12 protein-coding genes and 1 pseudogene are annotated in these 15,395 nt (G+C 72.3%); 7 read left to right on the plus strand and 6 right to left on the minus strand.

The window, feature by feature from the left end:
- Positions 1–85 precede the first annotated feature (85 nt).
- Together ACWDAS_RS20030 and ACWDAS_RS20035 are read left to right on the plus strand one after the other, a co-directional pair.
- Positions 86–1,021, plus strand: coding sequence for an SDR family NAD(P)-dependent oxidoreductase (locus tag ACWDAS_RS20030; RefSeq protein WP_450392462.1), 936 nt, complete (start codon positions 86–88; stop codon positions 1,019–1,021).
- A gap of 232 nt (positions 1,022–1,253) precedes the next feature.
- Positions 1,254–2,111: an alpha/beta fold hydrolase gene (locus ACWDAS_RS20035; RefSeq protein ID WP_450392465.1), complete on the plus strand. Its 858-nt coding sequence runs from the start codon at positions 1,254–1,256 to the stop codon at positions 2,109–2,111.
- Positions 2,112–2,169: 58 nt separating this feature from the next.
- Here ACWDAS_RS20035 and ACWDAS_RS20040 read toward each other — a convergent pair whose 3' ends face one another.
- The gene (locus ACWDAS_RS20040) at positions 2,170–3,951 is read right to left on the minus strand and encodes a sulfatase (RefSeq protein ID WP_450392468.1); all 1,782 of its coding nucleotides are present in this window, start codon (positions 3,949–3,951) and stop codon (positions 2,170–2,172) included.
- A gap of 346 nt (positions 3,952–4,297) precedes the next feature.
- Between ACWDAS_RS20040 and ACWDAS_RS20045 the strand changes: the two genes are divergently transcribed.
- From ACWDAS_RS20045 to ACWDAS_RS20055, 3 genes and pseudogenes are all read left to right on the plus strand, one after another.
- Positions 4,298–5,974 carry an LCP family protein gene (locus ACWDAS_RS20045; RefSeq protein ID WP_450392470.1) on the plus strand — a complete coding sequence of 559 codons (1,677 nt, stop codon included), beginning with the start codon at positions 4,298–4,300 and terminating at the stop codon, positions 5,972–5,974.
- Between the two features lie 93 nt (positions 5,975–6,067).
- A complete protein-coding gene (locus ACWDAS_RS20050) occupies positions 6,068–6,478 on the plus strand; it encodes an ester cyclase (protein ID WP_450392473.1) in 411 nt (136 codons plus the stop codon).
- A 208-nt stretch (positions 6,479–6,686) separates the two neighbouring features.
- A pseudogene (locus ACWDAS_RS20055) lies at positions 6,687–8,087 on the plus strand (IPT/TIG domain-containing protein); the annotation flags it as partial.
- 114 nt (positions 8,088–8,201) lie between these two features.
- Here the strand turns inward: ACWDAS_RS20055 and ACWDAS_RS20060 are convergent.
- Positions 8,202–9,257, minus strand: coding sequence for an alpha/beta fold hydrolase (locus ACWDAS_RS20060; protein WP_450392474.1), 1,056 nt, complete (start codon positions 9,255–9,257; stop codon positions 8,202–8,204).
- 224 nt (positions 9,258–9,481) lie between these two features.
- Here ACWDAS_RS20060 and ACWDAS_RS20065 point away from each other — a divergent pair, with 224 nt between their 5' ends.
- A complete protein-coding gene (locus tag ACWDAS_RS20065; RefSeq protein WP_450392477.1) occupies positions 9,482–9,736 on the plus strand; it encodes a hypothetical protein in 255 nt (84 codons plus the stop codon).
- Positions 9,737–10,068: 332 nt separating this feature from the next.
- Positions 10,069–10,524, plus strand: a complete 456-nt coding sequence (locus ACWDAS_RS20070; RefSeq protein ID WP_450392480.1) for a hypothetical protein — start codon at positions 10,069–10,071, stop codon at positions 10,522–10,524.
- Between the two features lie 153 nt (positions 10,525–10,677).
- Here the strand turns inward: ACWDAS_RS20070 and ACWDAS_RS20075 are convergent, their stop codons facing one another.
- From ACWDAS_RS20075 to ACWDAS_RS20090, 4 genes are all read right to left on the minus strand, one after another.
- Entirely contained in the window at positions 10,678–11,415 is a 738-nt protein-coding gene (locus ACWDAS_RS20075) for a hypothetical protein (RefSeq protein WP_450392481.1), read from the minus strand.
- Positions 11,416–11,541: 126 nt separating this feature from the next.
- The gene (locus ACWDAS_RS20080) at positions 11,542–11,841 is read right to left on the minus strand and encodes a GYD domain-containing protein (protein WP_450392484.1); all 300 of its coding nucleotides are present in this window, start codon (positions 11,839–11,841) and stop codon (positions 11,542–11,544) included.
- Between the two features lie 111 nt (positions 11,842–11,952).
- A complete protein-coding gene (locus ACWDAS_RS20085; RefSeq protein WP_450392487.1) occupies positions 11,953–14,259 on the minus strand; it encodes a hypothetical protein in 2,307 nt (768 codons plus the stop codon).
- 292 nt (positions 14,260–14,551) lie between these two features.
- Positions 14,552–15,328, minus strand: coding sequence for a hypothetical protein (locus ACWDAS_RS20090; RefSeq protein ID WP_450392489.1), 777 nt, complete (start codon positions 15,326–15,328; stop codon positions 14,552–14,554).
- Positions 15,329–15,395 lie beyond the last annotated feature (67 nt).

Consider the following 15,395-nt stretch of genomic DNA (forward strand, 5'->3'; position numbering starts at 1 on the left):
TCCCCGTCCGGGGGCGCCGCGGGCGGCGTGCGGTGGTTGCCTGGAAGGGGTGGCACCACCGCACCGCCGAGAGGAAGGCACTCCCATGACCGGCTCCGGCTTCACCGCACAGTCCACCGCCGCCGAGGTCGTCGGCGGCATCGACCTCACCGGCCGCCGTGCCGTCGTCACCGGCGCGGCCTCCGGCATCGGCCTGGAGACCGCCCGGGCCCTGGCGGGTGCCGGCGCCGAGGTCACCCTCGCGGTCCGGGGCACCGCCGCCGGTGAGCGGGCGGCCGCCGACATCGGCGCCGGCACCGGCGGCCGGCGGGTCCTGGTCGCCCCGCTCGACCTCGCCGACCAGCGCTCCGTGGCGGCCTTCACGGCCGCCTGGCACGGTCCCCTGGACATCCTCGTCAACAACGCCGGCGTGATGATGACCCCCGAGACGCGCACGCCCGAGGGCTGGGAGCTGCAGTTCGCGACCAACCACCTCGGCCACTTCGCCCTCGCCACCGGTCTGCACCGGGCCCTCGCCGCCGCCGGCCGGGCCCGCGTGGTCTCCCTCAGCTCGGTCGCCCACCTGCGCAGCCCGGTCCACTTCGACGACATCCACTTCCACCGGCGCCCGTACGACCCCGGCCTCGCCTACGCCCAGTCCAAGACCGCCAACGTCCTCTTCGCCGTGGAGGCCAGCCACCGCTGGGCCGCCGACGGCATCACCGTGAACGCGGTCCACCCGGGGGCGGTCCTGGGCACCAACCTGTCCCGCCACCTCACCCGGGAGGCCCTGGACGCGGCCGCCGCGTCGCGCGGCCACACCTTCAAGACCCCCCAGCAGGGGGCCGCGACCACCGTGCTGGTCGCCACCTCGCCCCGGTACGAATGCGTCGGCGGACGCTACTTCGAGGACTGCGCCGAGGCCCACCGCCACATCCCCGGCACCTCCGGCGGCGTCGCGGACCACGCGCTGGACCCGGACGCGGCCGCGCGGCTGTGGCAGGTCTCGCTGGACACCCTCGCGGCGGACGTACGCGGCTGACCCCTCCGGTCCGCGGATTCGCACCCCCACAGGGAAGCCCGGTGGACGGACCGGGTGATGAGCCGGGCCGCGCGGCACCCGAACGCCGCCCGTGCGAAGACGGAGTGAAAGGCGCGGCTGCAGGCGCAGCGTAGTTGATGGCCGCGGCAGTTGGGGAGGAGGTTTCCCGCGGCCCCGGTGACGGGTCGTTCGTCCGGGTGCGGTGTCGGTGCCCGCTCCTAGACTCGGCCGGATGGTGACGGAGACGGATCTCGAACTCGCCGACGGGCGGACGCTGCACGTGTACGACACCGGTACGGGCGGGGCGGGCGGCCCGGGGGACCTCGTCGTCCTCTGGCAGCACGGCACGCCCAACATCGGCACGCCCCCCGAGCCGCTCTTCGCGGCCGCCGCCGCGCGCGGCATCCGCTGGGTGTCGTACGACCGGCCGGGATACGGCGGTTCGGCACGCCGCCCGGGCCGGGACGTCGCCTCGGCGGCCGCCGACTCGGCCGCCCTCGCCGACGCCCTGGGCATCGGCCGCTTCGCGGTCATGGGCCACTCCGGCGGCGGGCCGCACGCGCTGGCGTGCGCCGCCCTGCTGCCGGACCGCGTCCTGGCCGTGGCCGCCGCGTCCGGCCTGGCGCCGTTCGGCGCCGAGGGGCTCGACTGGTTCGCGGGGATGGGGCCGTCCGGTGTGATCGAGCTGGGCGCCGCCGCCCGGGGGCGGCCGGCGCTCGAGGAGCACCTGGCCGTCGCCGAGTTCGACCCCGAGCTCTTCACCGCGAAGGACCACGCCGCGCTCGCGGGGGAGTGGGGGTGGCTGGGGGCCGTCGCGGGCAAGGCGCTGGAGGGCGACCCGGGCGGCATGGTCGACGACGACCTCGCCTACGTCGCGCCGTGGGGCTTCGACCCGGCGCGGGCCGCGGCGCCGGTGCTGGTCCTGCACGGCGGGGCGGACCGCATGGTGCCCGCCGCGCACGGCGAGTGGCTGTCCCGGAACTGCCCCGCGGCGGAGCTGTGGCTGCGGCCGGGCGAGGGGCACATCTCGGTCCTCGGCTCCGCCACGGCCGCGCTGGACTGGCTCGCGGAGCGGGCCCGCCAGGGCTGAGCGCGCGACGGCGCCGTCCACAGGCTGTGGACGGCGCCGTCGGCGGCACGGGCGGCGGTCAGGGGGTGGGCCGGGATCCGTACGCGGTGAGGAAGCGGTCGCGGAAGCTGTCCATCTTCCAGACCGGCGCGTCGTGGGCGGGCCGCAGCCCGTCGGACCAGCCCCAGCCGGAGATCCGGTCCAGTACGCCCTTGTCGTGGGCGACGATCGCGACCGGCACGTCGTGGCTCGCGTTCTCCCCGGTGACCGCGGTGGCGGGCTGGTGGTCGCCGAGGAAGACGAGGACGGTGTTCTTGTTGCCGTACTTCTTCACGTATTCGACCAGGCTGGTCACGGAGTACTGGATGGAACGCCGGTACTCGGTGCGCACCCGGTCCGGGTCCTGCCACACGTACTCGGGGGTGTAGCCCTCCTTGTTGATCTCGTTGTAGATCGATCCGTCGCCTATCTGGTCCCAGCCGACCATCCTCGGGATGGGCGCCCAGGGGCGGTGGCTGGAGACGAGGATGATCTCCGACATCAGCGGCTTGTCGTGCGGCTTGCCGTGTTCCAGCTTTTCGAACTCCCGCAGGCTGTACTGGTCCGGCACGGGCGCCCAGCTGAACTTGGGGCCGTGGTAGCCGAGATCGCGGGAGTCGTAGACGTGGTCGAGGCCGTAGAACGTCCCCTCCGGCCAGGACCGGGTCACGCCGGGCATGATGCCGACCGTGCGCCAGGCGTCGGTGCGCTTGAAGGCGTCGGTGAGCGTCAGCCGGTCGCTCGAGGTGACCGAGCGGTAGCGCTGCTGGTTCTCCACCCACAGGCCCGACAGGAACGTGGAGTGGGCCAGCCAGCTCCCGCCCCCCGCCACGGGTGAGGTCAGCCAGCCGCTGCGGGAGGAGTAGCCGGCCGCGCGCAGCCCGTCGGTCTCCTTCGCGAGGGTCGCGTCGACCGCCGGGCCCATGGACGGGTCCTCGATCGCGCTGCGCCCGTAGCTCTCGATGAACGCGAAGATGACGTCCTTGCCGCGCAGTCCGGTGAGCAGCTGGTCGTCCGGGGTGTTCCGGAAGTCGTCGTGGGCCGCGAGCCGGGTGAACTCCTTCTGGTCGTTCAACGTCGTGCGCACCTGCTTCACCCGGTCCCGCACGAGGGCGGCGGCGCTCTTCGAGGCGACGTCCGAACCGTCGATCTGCACGCCCAGGAGCGCGCAGAGGACCCAGGCGGTCCCGAGCACCAGCGTGGCGCGGGTCGCCACGCCGCTGTGGCGGGCCATGAGCCGGCTCAGCCGGACGACCGACAGCGTCATCAGGGCGAGCACGAGGAGCACCAGCAGCACCGCTCCGACGACGGCGGCGATCGCGTAGGCCCGGCCGGAGGTGTCCCTGAGGTACGCCTCGCCGTCGTCGAGGAGGATCCAGTCGAGCACCGGGTCGAACGGCCGGGTGAGCGCGGCGTAGAAGCCCATGTCGACGAATTTCATGACGGTGAACAGCCCCAGGCCCAGCCCGGCGACGACGGCCGCGATCTGACGCGCCCGGCCCGGCAGCACGAGCAGCAGCGCCGCGCCGCACACCCCTTCCACCGGGATGCGAAGGAAGGAGACGACGGTGATCCAGGGCAGCGCGTTGGGTACGAGGAGGGCGCAGAACACCAGGGCACCGGCCAGTCCGGTGGTGGTCCACCGCAGGGCCCGGGCCGCGTCCGGGTGCCGGGCGCGCCAGCCGGTCGCCCCGTCCGGATCCGCCGGCCGCCCCTCGCCGGCCGCGTCCGGTTCCGGCGCGGTCCCGTCCGGCGGGTCGCCCTCCGCCGCCTGTTCCTCGTCCGTCTTGCCCGGCTGGTGAGAGCCTGTGAAGAGCGACACCCCGAAAGTCCTTCCCTGCGTAGCCCGGTGATGGCACGGCGGGCCAGGCTCGGGGTCGGGACCGCCGTACCTTGTACGGCCCGGCGGCGGCATCGGTTCAATCGCCATGGAATCCCGCCGCCACCGGGACCCGCGGCCCGGGTCGCTTGTGCTCGCGGTGCCGCCCGGGCCCGTCCGAATCGCCCGCCCGCCGGGGGAGTTGATCGCGCGAGCGCAACCATGCGCCGTATTCGGATGTCTGAACGGATGCCCCGGGCCTACCGCGGGCGAACGCAGGACCGGACAAGCGACGATCGAGCGCCATGGGGGCGGCGCCTCGGGGCACAGACGGAGGACCCGGACGACCGTGGACACGCAAGGTGACAGGAACATCGACCCCGCGGACCAGTGGGTCCTCGACCCGGAGACCGGTACCTACCGGCTGCGGCTGGACTCCGACGCCCCCCCGGCCCCCAGGGTGCCCCGGCAGGGCGGACGGCGTGCGCGCCGCGAGGAGCAGCGGCCCGTCCCGGAGCCCGGTGGGCGCCGCCGCGACGGGGCACCGGCGTCCCGCAAGGCCAGGCGGTCCACGAAGCGGAAGGTCCTGATGTGGACCGCGGGCACGCTCGGATTCGTGCTGCTCGCGGGCAGCGCCGGCGCCTACTTCCTGTACCGGCACTTCGACAACAACATCACCACCGTGGACGTCGGCACGGCGGGCAGCAAGAAGGCGACCAGCCAGGACGCGGTGAACATCCTGGTCATCGGGACCGACAGCCGCATAGGTCTCGGCGCGAAGTACGGGGACGCCGGAAGCCTCGGACACGCCGACACCACGATCCTCTTCCATGTGGCCAAGGACCGGTCCAACGCGACCGCGATGAGCATTCCGCGCGACCTGGTCACCGACATCCCGGCCTGCCCCACCAAGCAGAAGGACGGCTCCACCAAGACCATCCCCGGCACGCCCAGGACCACGTCCAACCCGCGCTTCAACCAGAGCCTCGGCCAGGAGGGCCGCGACCCGGGCTGCACCATGCGGACCGTCACCAAGATCACCGGCCTGCCCATCGACCACTTCATCCTGGTCAACTTCGAGGCCGTGAAGACCCTTTCCACGGCCGTCGGCGGGGTGCCGATCTGCCTCACCCACGCCATCCACGACACGACCTCCGACGGTGAGGGATCCCACCTGGACCTGCCGGAGGGGCCGAACAGGGTCCAGGGCGAGAAGGCCCTGGCCTTCGTCAGGACCCGCCACTCCCTGAAGAACGGCAGCGACCTGGACCGCATCGACCTCCAGAAGCAGTTCCTGGCTTCGATGATCCGGCAGATGAAGTCCGGTGACACCCTCAGCAACCCGGCGAAGCTCTTCAAGCTGGCGAACGCGGCCACCAGCTCGCTCACCGTGGACACCGGCATCGGCGGCGTGGGGAAGCTCACCGACCTGGCCAAGGACCTGAGCCGGGTCGACCCCGCGCACATCACCTTCACGACGCTCCCTGTCGTCGACAACCCGGCCGAGGTGAAGGTCCACGCGACGGTCGTCGTGGACCAGACGAGGGCGCCCGCGCTCTTCAAGGCGATGAAGAACGACGTCTCCTTGACCACGGTCAAGAAGAAGCCCGCGACCGCGGCCGACGCCAAGCTCCGCGGGACCAAGGCGGACCCGTCGCAGGTCCGCGTCATCGTCTACAACGGGGGCGGCCCCCAGTACGCGGCGCAGACGACCCTGACGTGGCTGCAGAACAGCAAGGGCGTCAACCACTCGACCAACGGCGGCAACGCCCCCGGCGGGAAGCAGGACCACACGACCCTGGAGTACGCGCCCGACCAGGCCGACCAGGCCCGCGCCCTCGCCGCGATGATGGGCCTGCCGGCCACCGCCCTCCACCCCGGTACGGCCGACGCGGCACCCCGCGCGAACATGACGCTCACCCTCGGCGCCGACTACCGGGGCGCGGGGTCGCCGCTCGCCGACCCCGACCAGCCCCCGGCCGACATCCCGCAGTCGCACGCCGACAAGGAATCCTGCGTCGGCTGAGCCCCGGCAGGCCGGTCCCGGGCGTCGCGCCTACGGTGGAAGGGAGGAAGGGGCGCCCCGGGCGCCCGAGATCGCGACCGCAAGGAGCGCGGCATGTCCCGCAGCGACAACCTCTCCGTCCTGGAAAGCTTCGGAACAGCGGTGAACAGCGGCCACCTCGGCGAACTCGACGCGTACGTCGCGTCCGCCTCGGTGGACCACGACCCCGCCCCGGGGCAGACGCCGGGGCCGGAGGGGTACGAGGAGATGTTCGGTGCGATGCGGCGGGCTTTCCCCGATCTGCACATCGAGGTCGAGCACGTCATGGCCACCGACAACGAGATCGCCTTCGCGTACACCGTCACGGGCACGAACCTCGGCGAACTGATGGGCCACCCCCCGACGGGGCGGACCGTGAGCTACCGGGGCATGCAGATCAGCCGGTTCGAGGACGGGAAGATGGTCGAGCGCTGGGGGAGCAGCGACGAACTCGGCATGCTGCGCCAACTGGGCATCGTCACCTGACGTACCGCGACGGCGGGCCCGCGCGGCCCGCCGTCCCGGGCTCGTGGCGGGTACGGTCCCGGAACCCCGCGCCGGTGGGCGGCGCATGTCGTCACGTCCGTCGTGCGCGTGCCCGCCCGGGAGAACCGCGGCTTGATGTGATCGCGTCCCTTCGCCGTGCGGACCGGGACGCCAAAAGCCGTGTCCCCCTGCGGAACGCCTGTGCGATCTCGACGAGCAGCACACCGCCGTCTGCGCGGCACTGCCCACCGCCTTCAACGACTACTTCCGGGTCCCCGTCACCGACACGGACGGCGCCGCCGAGACCGCGGTGCCCGCCCTGTACGACAAGAGCCGCGACAACGGCTGCGCACGGTACGTCTCCGACGGGTACGAGTGCTCGGTGAACGAGCCGTACACGGGGGAGACGACCCCGAGCGTCTTCGTCCTCGGCCTCCCGGAGAAGGCATCGCACACGTCCTACCGGGCCGAACTGGTCTGCAAGTCCTCGCGCTGCGGCACGGAGACGGTCAGCGTCACCGGGGTGACCCCGGCCACCGGTGCCAGTGGCGGGAAGACCACCGTCACCGTGACGGGGACCGCCCTGCACGAGGAGGACAGGGTCCGGCTCAGCCGGTCCGGCGGAAGCGTGAAGATCGAGTCCACCACCGTCTCGGTGTCGGCTGACCGCAGGACCCTGAAGGCCGTCCTGGACCTCGACGGGGCCGCTCCGGGCGACTGGGACCTCAGCGTCATCACCCACGACGGCTGGGAGTACCAGCGCGGCGGCTTCACCGTCACCCCGCCGGCGCCGCCGGCCAACACCGAGGCCCCCTCGGTCAAGGGCACGGTGCGCGTCGGGGAGAAGCTCACGGCGGCTCCCGGCACGTGGTCCCCCACCCCTGACACGTACGCGTACCAGTGGAGGGCCGACGGCACGGCGATCTCCGGGGCCACCGGGCCCACGTACACGGTGCCGGCGTCGCTGCTGGGGAAGAAGCTCTCCCTGACGGTGACGGCCCGTCGCGCCGGCCATCTCGACGGCACCGCGACGACGTCCGCGGTCACGGTCGCCAAGGGGGCCGCCCCGAAGGCCACCACGCCGCCGGCGGTCAAGGGAACGGTGCGGGTCGGCGTCAAGCTCACCGCTGCTCCCGGCGCCTGGTCGCCCGGGGCGACCTCGTACGCGTACCAGTGGAGGGCCGACGGGAAGGCGATCTCCGGGGCCACCGGGTCCACGTACACGGTGCCGGCGTCGCTGCTGGGGAAGAAGCTCTCCCTGACGGTGACGGCCCGTCGCGCCGGCCATCTCGACGGCACCGCGACGACGTCCGCTGTCACGGTCGCCAAGGGGGCCGCGCCGAAGGCCACCACGCCGCCGGCGATCTCGGGCACCGCCAAGGTGGGCCGCACTCTCACCGCCTCGCACGGCACCTGGACGCCCGCTCCGACCTCCTACCGCTACCAGTGGTACGCGAACGGCACGGCGATCTCCGGGGCGACCAAGTCCACGCTGGTCCTCAAGTCCGCCCAGCACGGCAAGAAGATCACGGTCAAGGTGACCGCCGCACGCACCGGCCACAGCAGCGGTTCCGCCACCAGCAAGCCGACCGCGGCCGTCGCGCGCTGACGGGCCGGGGGCGAGGAGCCGGACGCCCGGTTCCTCGCCGACGGGGCGGCGACGACCACTGACCGCCGCCTGCGGCCGGGCCCCCGCGCCCGGCCGCAGGCGCCGTTCGGCCGTTCAGAGGCGGCCGACGTCCTCCACGGCTCGCGCGAAGGCCTCGGGTGCCTCCTGCGGCACGTTGTGACCGATGCCCTGCAGGGTCCGGTGCGCGTACGGCCCGGTGAACTTGCGGCGGTAGGACGAGCCGTTCCCCGGCGGAGTGAACGGATCGACCGCGCCGTCGAGGGTGATCGTGGGCACCGTGACGACCGGCCCGCGGGCGAGCCGCGCCTCGATGTCGTCGTACCGCGGGTCGCCCTCGATCAGACCGAGCCGCCAGCGGTAGTTGCCGATGACGATGGGGACGTAGTCCGGATTGTCGAAGGCCGCCGCGGTGCGGTCGAACGTGGCGTCGTCGAAGCCCCAGGTCGGGGAGTTGAACTTCCAGACGAGCCGGGCCAGATCGCGCCGGTACCGCTCCAGCCCGAGCCGGCCCCGCTCGGTGGAGAAGTAGTACTGGTACCACCACGCCCATTCGAGCTTCGGCGGCAACGGCTGCTTGTTCGCCGCACGGTTGGTGATCAGGTAGCCGGTCACGGAGACCAGGCCCTTGACCCGCTCCGGCCACAGCGCCGCGATGATGTCGGCGGTCCGCGAACCCCAGTCGAAACCGGCGAGGACCGCCTTCTTGATCCCCAGGGCGTCCATCAGCGCCACGATGTCGAGGGCGAACACCGCCTGCTCGGCGTCGCGCGGCGTCGTTGGCGAGAGGAAGCGCGTCGTCCCGTGACCACGCAGGTACGGGACGACGACCCGGTAGCCCTTCGCCGCCAGCAGGGGCGCCACGGCGGCGTAGCTGTGGATGTCGTAGGGCCAGCCGTGCAGCAGGATCACCGCGGGGCCGCCGGCCGGTCCGGCCTCGGCGTAGCCGATGTCCAGCACCCCGGCCCGCACGTGCTTCAGCGGGCCGAACGCGGGGGCGTTCCCCGGTCGTTCCTTCCCCGGGCCCGGAGCGGGTGGCACCGGCTTGTTCTCCTCGGACGTGGCCGTCGAGCACGCCGTGGCGAGCCCGGCCAGTGAGGCCGCGAACACTCCCGTGCCGACGATCGTGCCGAAGGTCCGCCTGTCGATCATCCGAAACCTTCCGTGGGCAGCGGGCGCGTGCTCTGAGGTAGCCCATGCCCCGTGCGGTGCCGCCCGCGACGCCGGACCCGGAAATGTCAGCCCCTTGGCCGAAGCGGCCACGGCGTGGCGGCCGGACGGGTGAAGTCGGGGGCGGGACGCAACCGGCGGGCCGACGGGGGTTGTCCTGCACGGCGAGTCCGGTCGACAACGTCCGAGATCCGAGAGGAAACACCATGAGCCTTCTCGATACTCCGCAGCGGTCACTGGGGGGCGACCGTTTCCCCGCCCCGCCGGCCGCCGTCCCGCTGGGCGCCCACGGCCTGGCCGCCGTCGACGCGCGCTGGGTCGAGCTCCACGCCGCGCTCATCGCGGCCGGGGTGCCCCCGCTCCCCGGGGACAGCGACGCGGTGCACACCATCGCGCGCCGCCTCGACGACGCCACGGTCAGCGCCGTCGTCGCCTGGATCGACAGTGCGGCGGCCCGCTGAGGGTCCCGGGCACCCCTCCCGCGGCCGCGGCGCGAAGGGCCCCGGGCGCACCGCCCGGGGCCCTTCCACCGGACGGGGACCGCGTTTCGTGACCGTCGTGTGAAGGGAATTCCGGCCTCCGCCACGGCCCGTTCCCGGCACCTGTGCCCGAGTTCGTGTCCGTCGTCCCATCCGGCCGTATCCGCCCTGGTGAAAAGGGCAGTTGGGCCCATGCGCGACGGCTGGGACGTGTCTTAAGGTCATCGCGTACCGGCGCGCCCCGGGTCGCGGGGCGCCCGGTCGGCAACCGGGCAGTACCGGACAGGCATGTACGTACAGGGAGCGAGCACAGCGTGAGTTTCATCAAGAAGGCACTCGAGGTCATCGAGAAGGGCGTGGACGCGGGCGGCGACGCCATCCACGACTTCACCGTCAACCGCCGCACGGCCGAGCTCTTCCTGAAGCTGGGCATCGCGGTCTACGCCGAGCGGCGCCTCGGCGGCTCCCACGAGCCGGTGGAGCGCATGTTCGAGGCACTCGAGGGTCACGTGGCCGAGAACGGGGAGGTCGAACTCGACCACCTGAGGGAGGCTCACGAGGTGCTCGGCGAGGCGTTCGTCGTCCGCCACACCGCCGAGATAGAGGCGGCGGAGGCGGCCGAGGCCCAGGCGGCCGAGGCCGCCGCGGCCGCCGCCCCCGCTCCCGTCCCTGCCGCGCCCGCCGCGGTTCCGGCTCCGGCCGCGCCCGCCGCCCCGGTCGCATCGGCCCCCGAGGCCCCCGCCCCGGAGGCCCCTGCCCCGGTCGCCTGAGCACGGTGCCGGCGGCACGTCCGCCGGAACTCCCGACGCCCGCGCGCTGCCCGAGCTGCGGCGGCCCGCGGGCACGGGACCCTGCGCGGTCCAGCCGGCAGGGAAGCCCCGGGCTGCCCGCCCGGGGCTTTCCGCCGCAGCGGGTGACGGGTTCTACTGCGAGCGCATCAGGCGAAGGTCGTCGCCCCATGCGTCCAGCACCGCGCCGTACCCGGCCCGCCTGGCCGCTCTCTCGACACGGGCGAAGAGCCGCCGTTGCAGGGGTACGTCTCCCGTTCGTGAGATGCGGTCCGCGGAACGGGGCAGCAGGTCGGTGTCCCAGCCGGGGAGCGGGTACCGGGCGAGTTCCCAGCCGAGGTACTTGTTGTAGGGGCGGGGGCGACGATCGAGAGCGAAGAGCAGTTCCAGGAGAAAGCGGATGCTGTCGGCGGCGTCGAGGCGGGCGGCAAGCGAGTGGCCGTGCCGGTCGTTCTTGACCGAGCGGTAGAGGGAGTTGGCGTAGGCGTCGAGCCAGTGGCCGACCTCCCGGAGTGCTTCGTCGGCACCGAGCCGGGCCTTGTCGGCCAGGATCCGGGCGATGCCTCCGTCGAGCCGGTCGGGCACGATCCGGGCGCGGGCAAGGGCGTAGCGCTCGAAACCAGGCATCCCGGCCGAGCGGAACTCGGCGAGAGAGAGGACGACGAGGTCGAGGCCGGGGGTGCGCAGGCCCGAGAACCGGCTGAGATCCGTTGTCGCGTCGTCCGCGAGGACGACGTACAGATCGTGGTCGGAGTACTCGGTGCTCATGCCCTCATGGGCCTGGGACCCCTTGAGGACGTGGCCGACAACGGCGGAATCGGCGGCGGCCAGTTCGGCGAAGGCGTCGTAGGCGAGGGGGTGCTCAGCGGGCATCGCACGGAAGATCAACGCACATGAGGATGTTATCGCCGACCGGCGGCGACGTGGGGCACGGACCGGCCGCACAAGTGCGGGCAGCCCGCCCCCGGGCCGGGGCGCCGGCCACGGGCTCGCCGGTGCTCAGACGGAGGTGGCCTTGGCGATGACACCCTCGATCTCGTTCCGGTCGAAGGCCCGCAGGGTCGTGCTGTGGATGTTGCCCACCCCGCCGAGCCGCAGGAGCGCCGCGGCGGCGGTTTCGTCGTCGGGGGCCTCGACGACAGCCACCAGGTCGTACGGACCGACGGTCCAGTAGATGCTCACGAGCCTCCCCCCGAGCTCCTGCAGCGCGGCGCCGAAGGCATCGGCCCGCTCGGCCGTGTCCTTGTAGGCGCGGATCCCCTGGTCGGTCCAGCTCAGCAGCGTGATGTAGGTCGGCACGATCTCTCACTCCCGCTTCGATGGAGAGAGGCATGTCACCTGAACATCCTAATTCCGGACATAGCGGATCGCATCCTGCCCCGGGCATGGCGCCACGCCCGGGGGCCGGCCTCACGACGGGCTGCCGGGGCGGACCGTGAGATAGGTCCACTTGCTCCACACGCCGCCGGTCTGCGCGCCCTTGGCCGGCGGCGTGTAGTGCCCGCGGATGCGGTAGTGGCCGTTGTTCGCGAAGAGCTTCAGGGCCCGGCCGTAGCCGTACCAGCCGTCGGAGTACAAGGGCACGCAACTCTGCGAGGCGACGGGGTGCCACGCCCCCGAGTAGTTGCGCTCCAGGTACACCGACATGCAGCCGTCGGACTGATGCGGCGTCACCTTGAGATCGAAGCCCATGTTGACTTCGGACTTGTAGAAGACCTGGTACGTGGTGGAACCGATGCGGGTGGTCGCGAGCGGATACTGCGTCTCGGTCCTGACCGCCGGCGTGAGGGTCGTACTCCTGGTCACGGTACGCGGCGCGTAGCGGTAGTCACCGGAGAAGGCCGCGGTGAAGACGGTATTGCGGGTGACCTTGTAGTACGCGACGAGGTTGCCGTGCGCGTCGACCTCGCCGCTCTTGAGCTGCGTCCGGGACTTGCCCGCGGGCTGGGCGTACAGCGTCACGGCACGGGAGTTGTACGTGGTCCCCAGATGCGCGGTGATCTCGGCGGTCGCGCCGGATCGGTAGGACTTCGCGTCGGTCGCCACACTCAGGCCCGGCGTGGCCCGGGACACCTCCACCTTCGCCGACGCCGTGACCGGGAGGTAGGACGTGCCACCGCCGTAGGTGAAGGCGTACGTGTTCGTGCCGCCGGCCTGCGGGGTGTCGTGGAAGGCGAAGGCGCCGTCGGCGGTGACGGGCACGGTGCCCACCGGGTAGCCGGACGGGTGCGCCGGATCGGTCTTGACGACGTGGACCGCGCCGGTCGTCACATGCGCATGCGGCCAACTCAGTTGCCCGGTCACGGCCATCGGCGTCGCACGTCCGCTGGAGGAGGGCGCGGTCAGCGTCACGGTGGGCGCGTACTTCGCGACGGGGACGTCGAAGGTCTGGTCCGCCGGGGCGTAGTGCCCGCTTCCGGAGTATTCGACGCGGAAGCTCAAGGTGCCGGTGAGCGGGGCGGTGCCGTCGACGCGGTACGAGCCGAAGAGGTCGGCATTGTTCACCGGGGTCGTCGTCGGGTTCGCGATGAGCACGCCGTCCGGATCGGCGTCGTCGTAGCGCGTGATCCGCACGGTGCCGGGCATCAGGGATTCACCGTCGGCGAGGTCGAGGCCCGAAGAGAACCCCGCCCGGAACGAATAGGCCTCGCCGGGGGCGAGGGGAGTGGCCTGGCTTCCGTAGAGCCTGACCGGCGCGGTCTCCGGGGCGCGGCCTATCTGGAGCGTCGGCGTGCCCCCGGAGGCGTCCACGCCCACACCGTAGAGCCGGCTCCCGTCCTGAGCCCAGGCGAGGCCGTGCGCGGCCTGGCGCACCTTGGAGGGGTAGGCGTACTCGGTGTAGTAGCCCTCGCCCGTTTCCGGGAACGCGTCGAAGGCGTAGTCGCCGCAGGCGCATCCGGCCATGGTGCCGTCCGGGGCCACGGCGACGGCCTTGGCGGCCACCCAGGTGGCGAATCGCCCGTCGGCCGCCAGATCCGAGGTGCGGTACCGGTACTGGCCGGCGTTCCCCCATGACGCGACCGCCAGGTGCAGCCCGTCCGCCGTGACCGCGAGGTCGCTCAGGTCGGGGACGGGCAGCGTCCTCGCCGCCTGCCGGGTCAGCGCGCCATCCGTGGTCTGGTACGTGACGAGGGCGGAGGTGTCGCCGGTCTGCGCGGCGGCCGCGAGTACGCCGGAGGGCGTCGGGGTCGTCGCCAGCACGGGCGCCCCGGCCCAACTGCCCGAGTCCTGGCCCAGGGTGACCGTACCGGCCCCGTCGACGGACCCGATGCCGCCGGCGCCCGCCGTGCCGTACCCGAACCAGAGGGTGCCGCCGGCGACGGCCAGGGAGTCGGGGCGGGTGCCCGCGCCCGTGACGTAACGAGCCGACTCGGTCAGGTTCTCCGTGCTGATCGCCGCGATCGCGTCCTGCTCCGGCAGGGCCGCGTACAGCGCGGATCCGTCATCGGAGAGGACGAGCCCGGTGGCACCGGGCTCACCGCCGATCGTCGTCGGGTTCCGGCCGTCGAGGTCGGTGACGAGAATGCCCTCGGTGCCGGCGCCCCCGCTGATGAACAGGTGCCCGTGCGGACCGTCCACGAGGATGTGCGAGAAGTGCGCGATCGGCAGCGGTACGGCCGACTCCGCGTACGAGTCGGCCGCGCCGGGACCGACGACGGTCGTCAGTCCCAAGAGCGCCGTCGCGGCTGTAGGCAGCGAGAATCGCGCGAGCTTCACGAAGGCCCCCCAGGTACCTGCACGATCAGTGGTGGCACCCTAACGCGAGCAAGATCGCGAACCTATGGCGAGCCGGCAGAGATTGCCAAGACATGACCGGGTGTCTCTCGATTTCCCGAATGCCGCCAGGATCGGCCCTGTTCCGAGGGCGGATCATCCCGCCGCGACGGGCGACCGTCACTGCGGGGCGAATCCCACGCCTTCCGCGTGACCGGCACCAACCGGCCCCTGACCACCCACAGCGGTCAGGGGCCGGCCGCACATGCCACCGCACCCCGGTTGTGCGGTCCGGTCAGGACGCGGGCGCGTTCGGCTTCGGCTGCCGCTGGACCTCGGTCACCTGCACGCGCACCTCCTCCGAAGCCCCGAACGCTTCGGCTGTCACCCCGCTGCTGGTGCCGGTGACCTCCAGCGCCAAGTGGTCGCCCATGAAGCGCAGGTCAAGCCTCGCGCAGGGCGCGCCCGCACGGTTCGGCATCCGGTGGATTCGCGACGCCGGGTAGCCCAAGCCCGTCAGTTTCTTGTGCAGCGCCCGGTAGTTCGTCGTCTTCGTGTTCTTGAACGCCTCGCTGACGCGCTTTGCGTGCCGGCCCCCGCTGCACGTCTCGGCAGCGGTCAGCGGCACCTCCTCGACCGGCTCGGACCTGGGGGACTCAGGGCTCGGCTCCGGCGGCTCGGAATCATCCAGAGGCGCCGGTATGTCGCCCTCGGCCTTCGGAACACCCGGCGGGGTCTCGCCCGGGCCATATCTCGGTGTGGGCGTGCCTTCCCAACCGGGCAGGTCCTCGGGTTCGGGCACGTCGCCTTTGCCGTTGGGGACGTCCGGGGCGCAGCTTTGCGTGATGGAGGTGATCAGCTCAAGGAACCGCAACACCGAGTCGGCGCCGTGCTCGGCATCGGGCGTGGACGCCACCGAGACCGCGCTTCCCGCGGGGGTCCGATCGGTGGCGGCGTGCCGAGTGCCGCAGCCGGACAACACCATGCAGCCGAGCACGGTCACGGCACCGGGCTTCGGAAGGGATATCGATCGCATGCCCGCATCCTGCTGGACGCCGGTCACCGCGCGCATGAGTGCCCGTACTCACCGTCATCTAAGGCCAACTGGCCATTCATCACGACCCGATACGGGCTTCAAC

Source organism: Streptomyces sp. NPDC001070 (assembly GCF_053598835.1).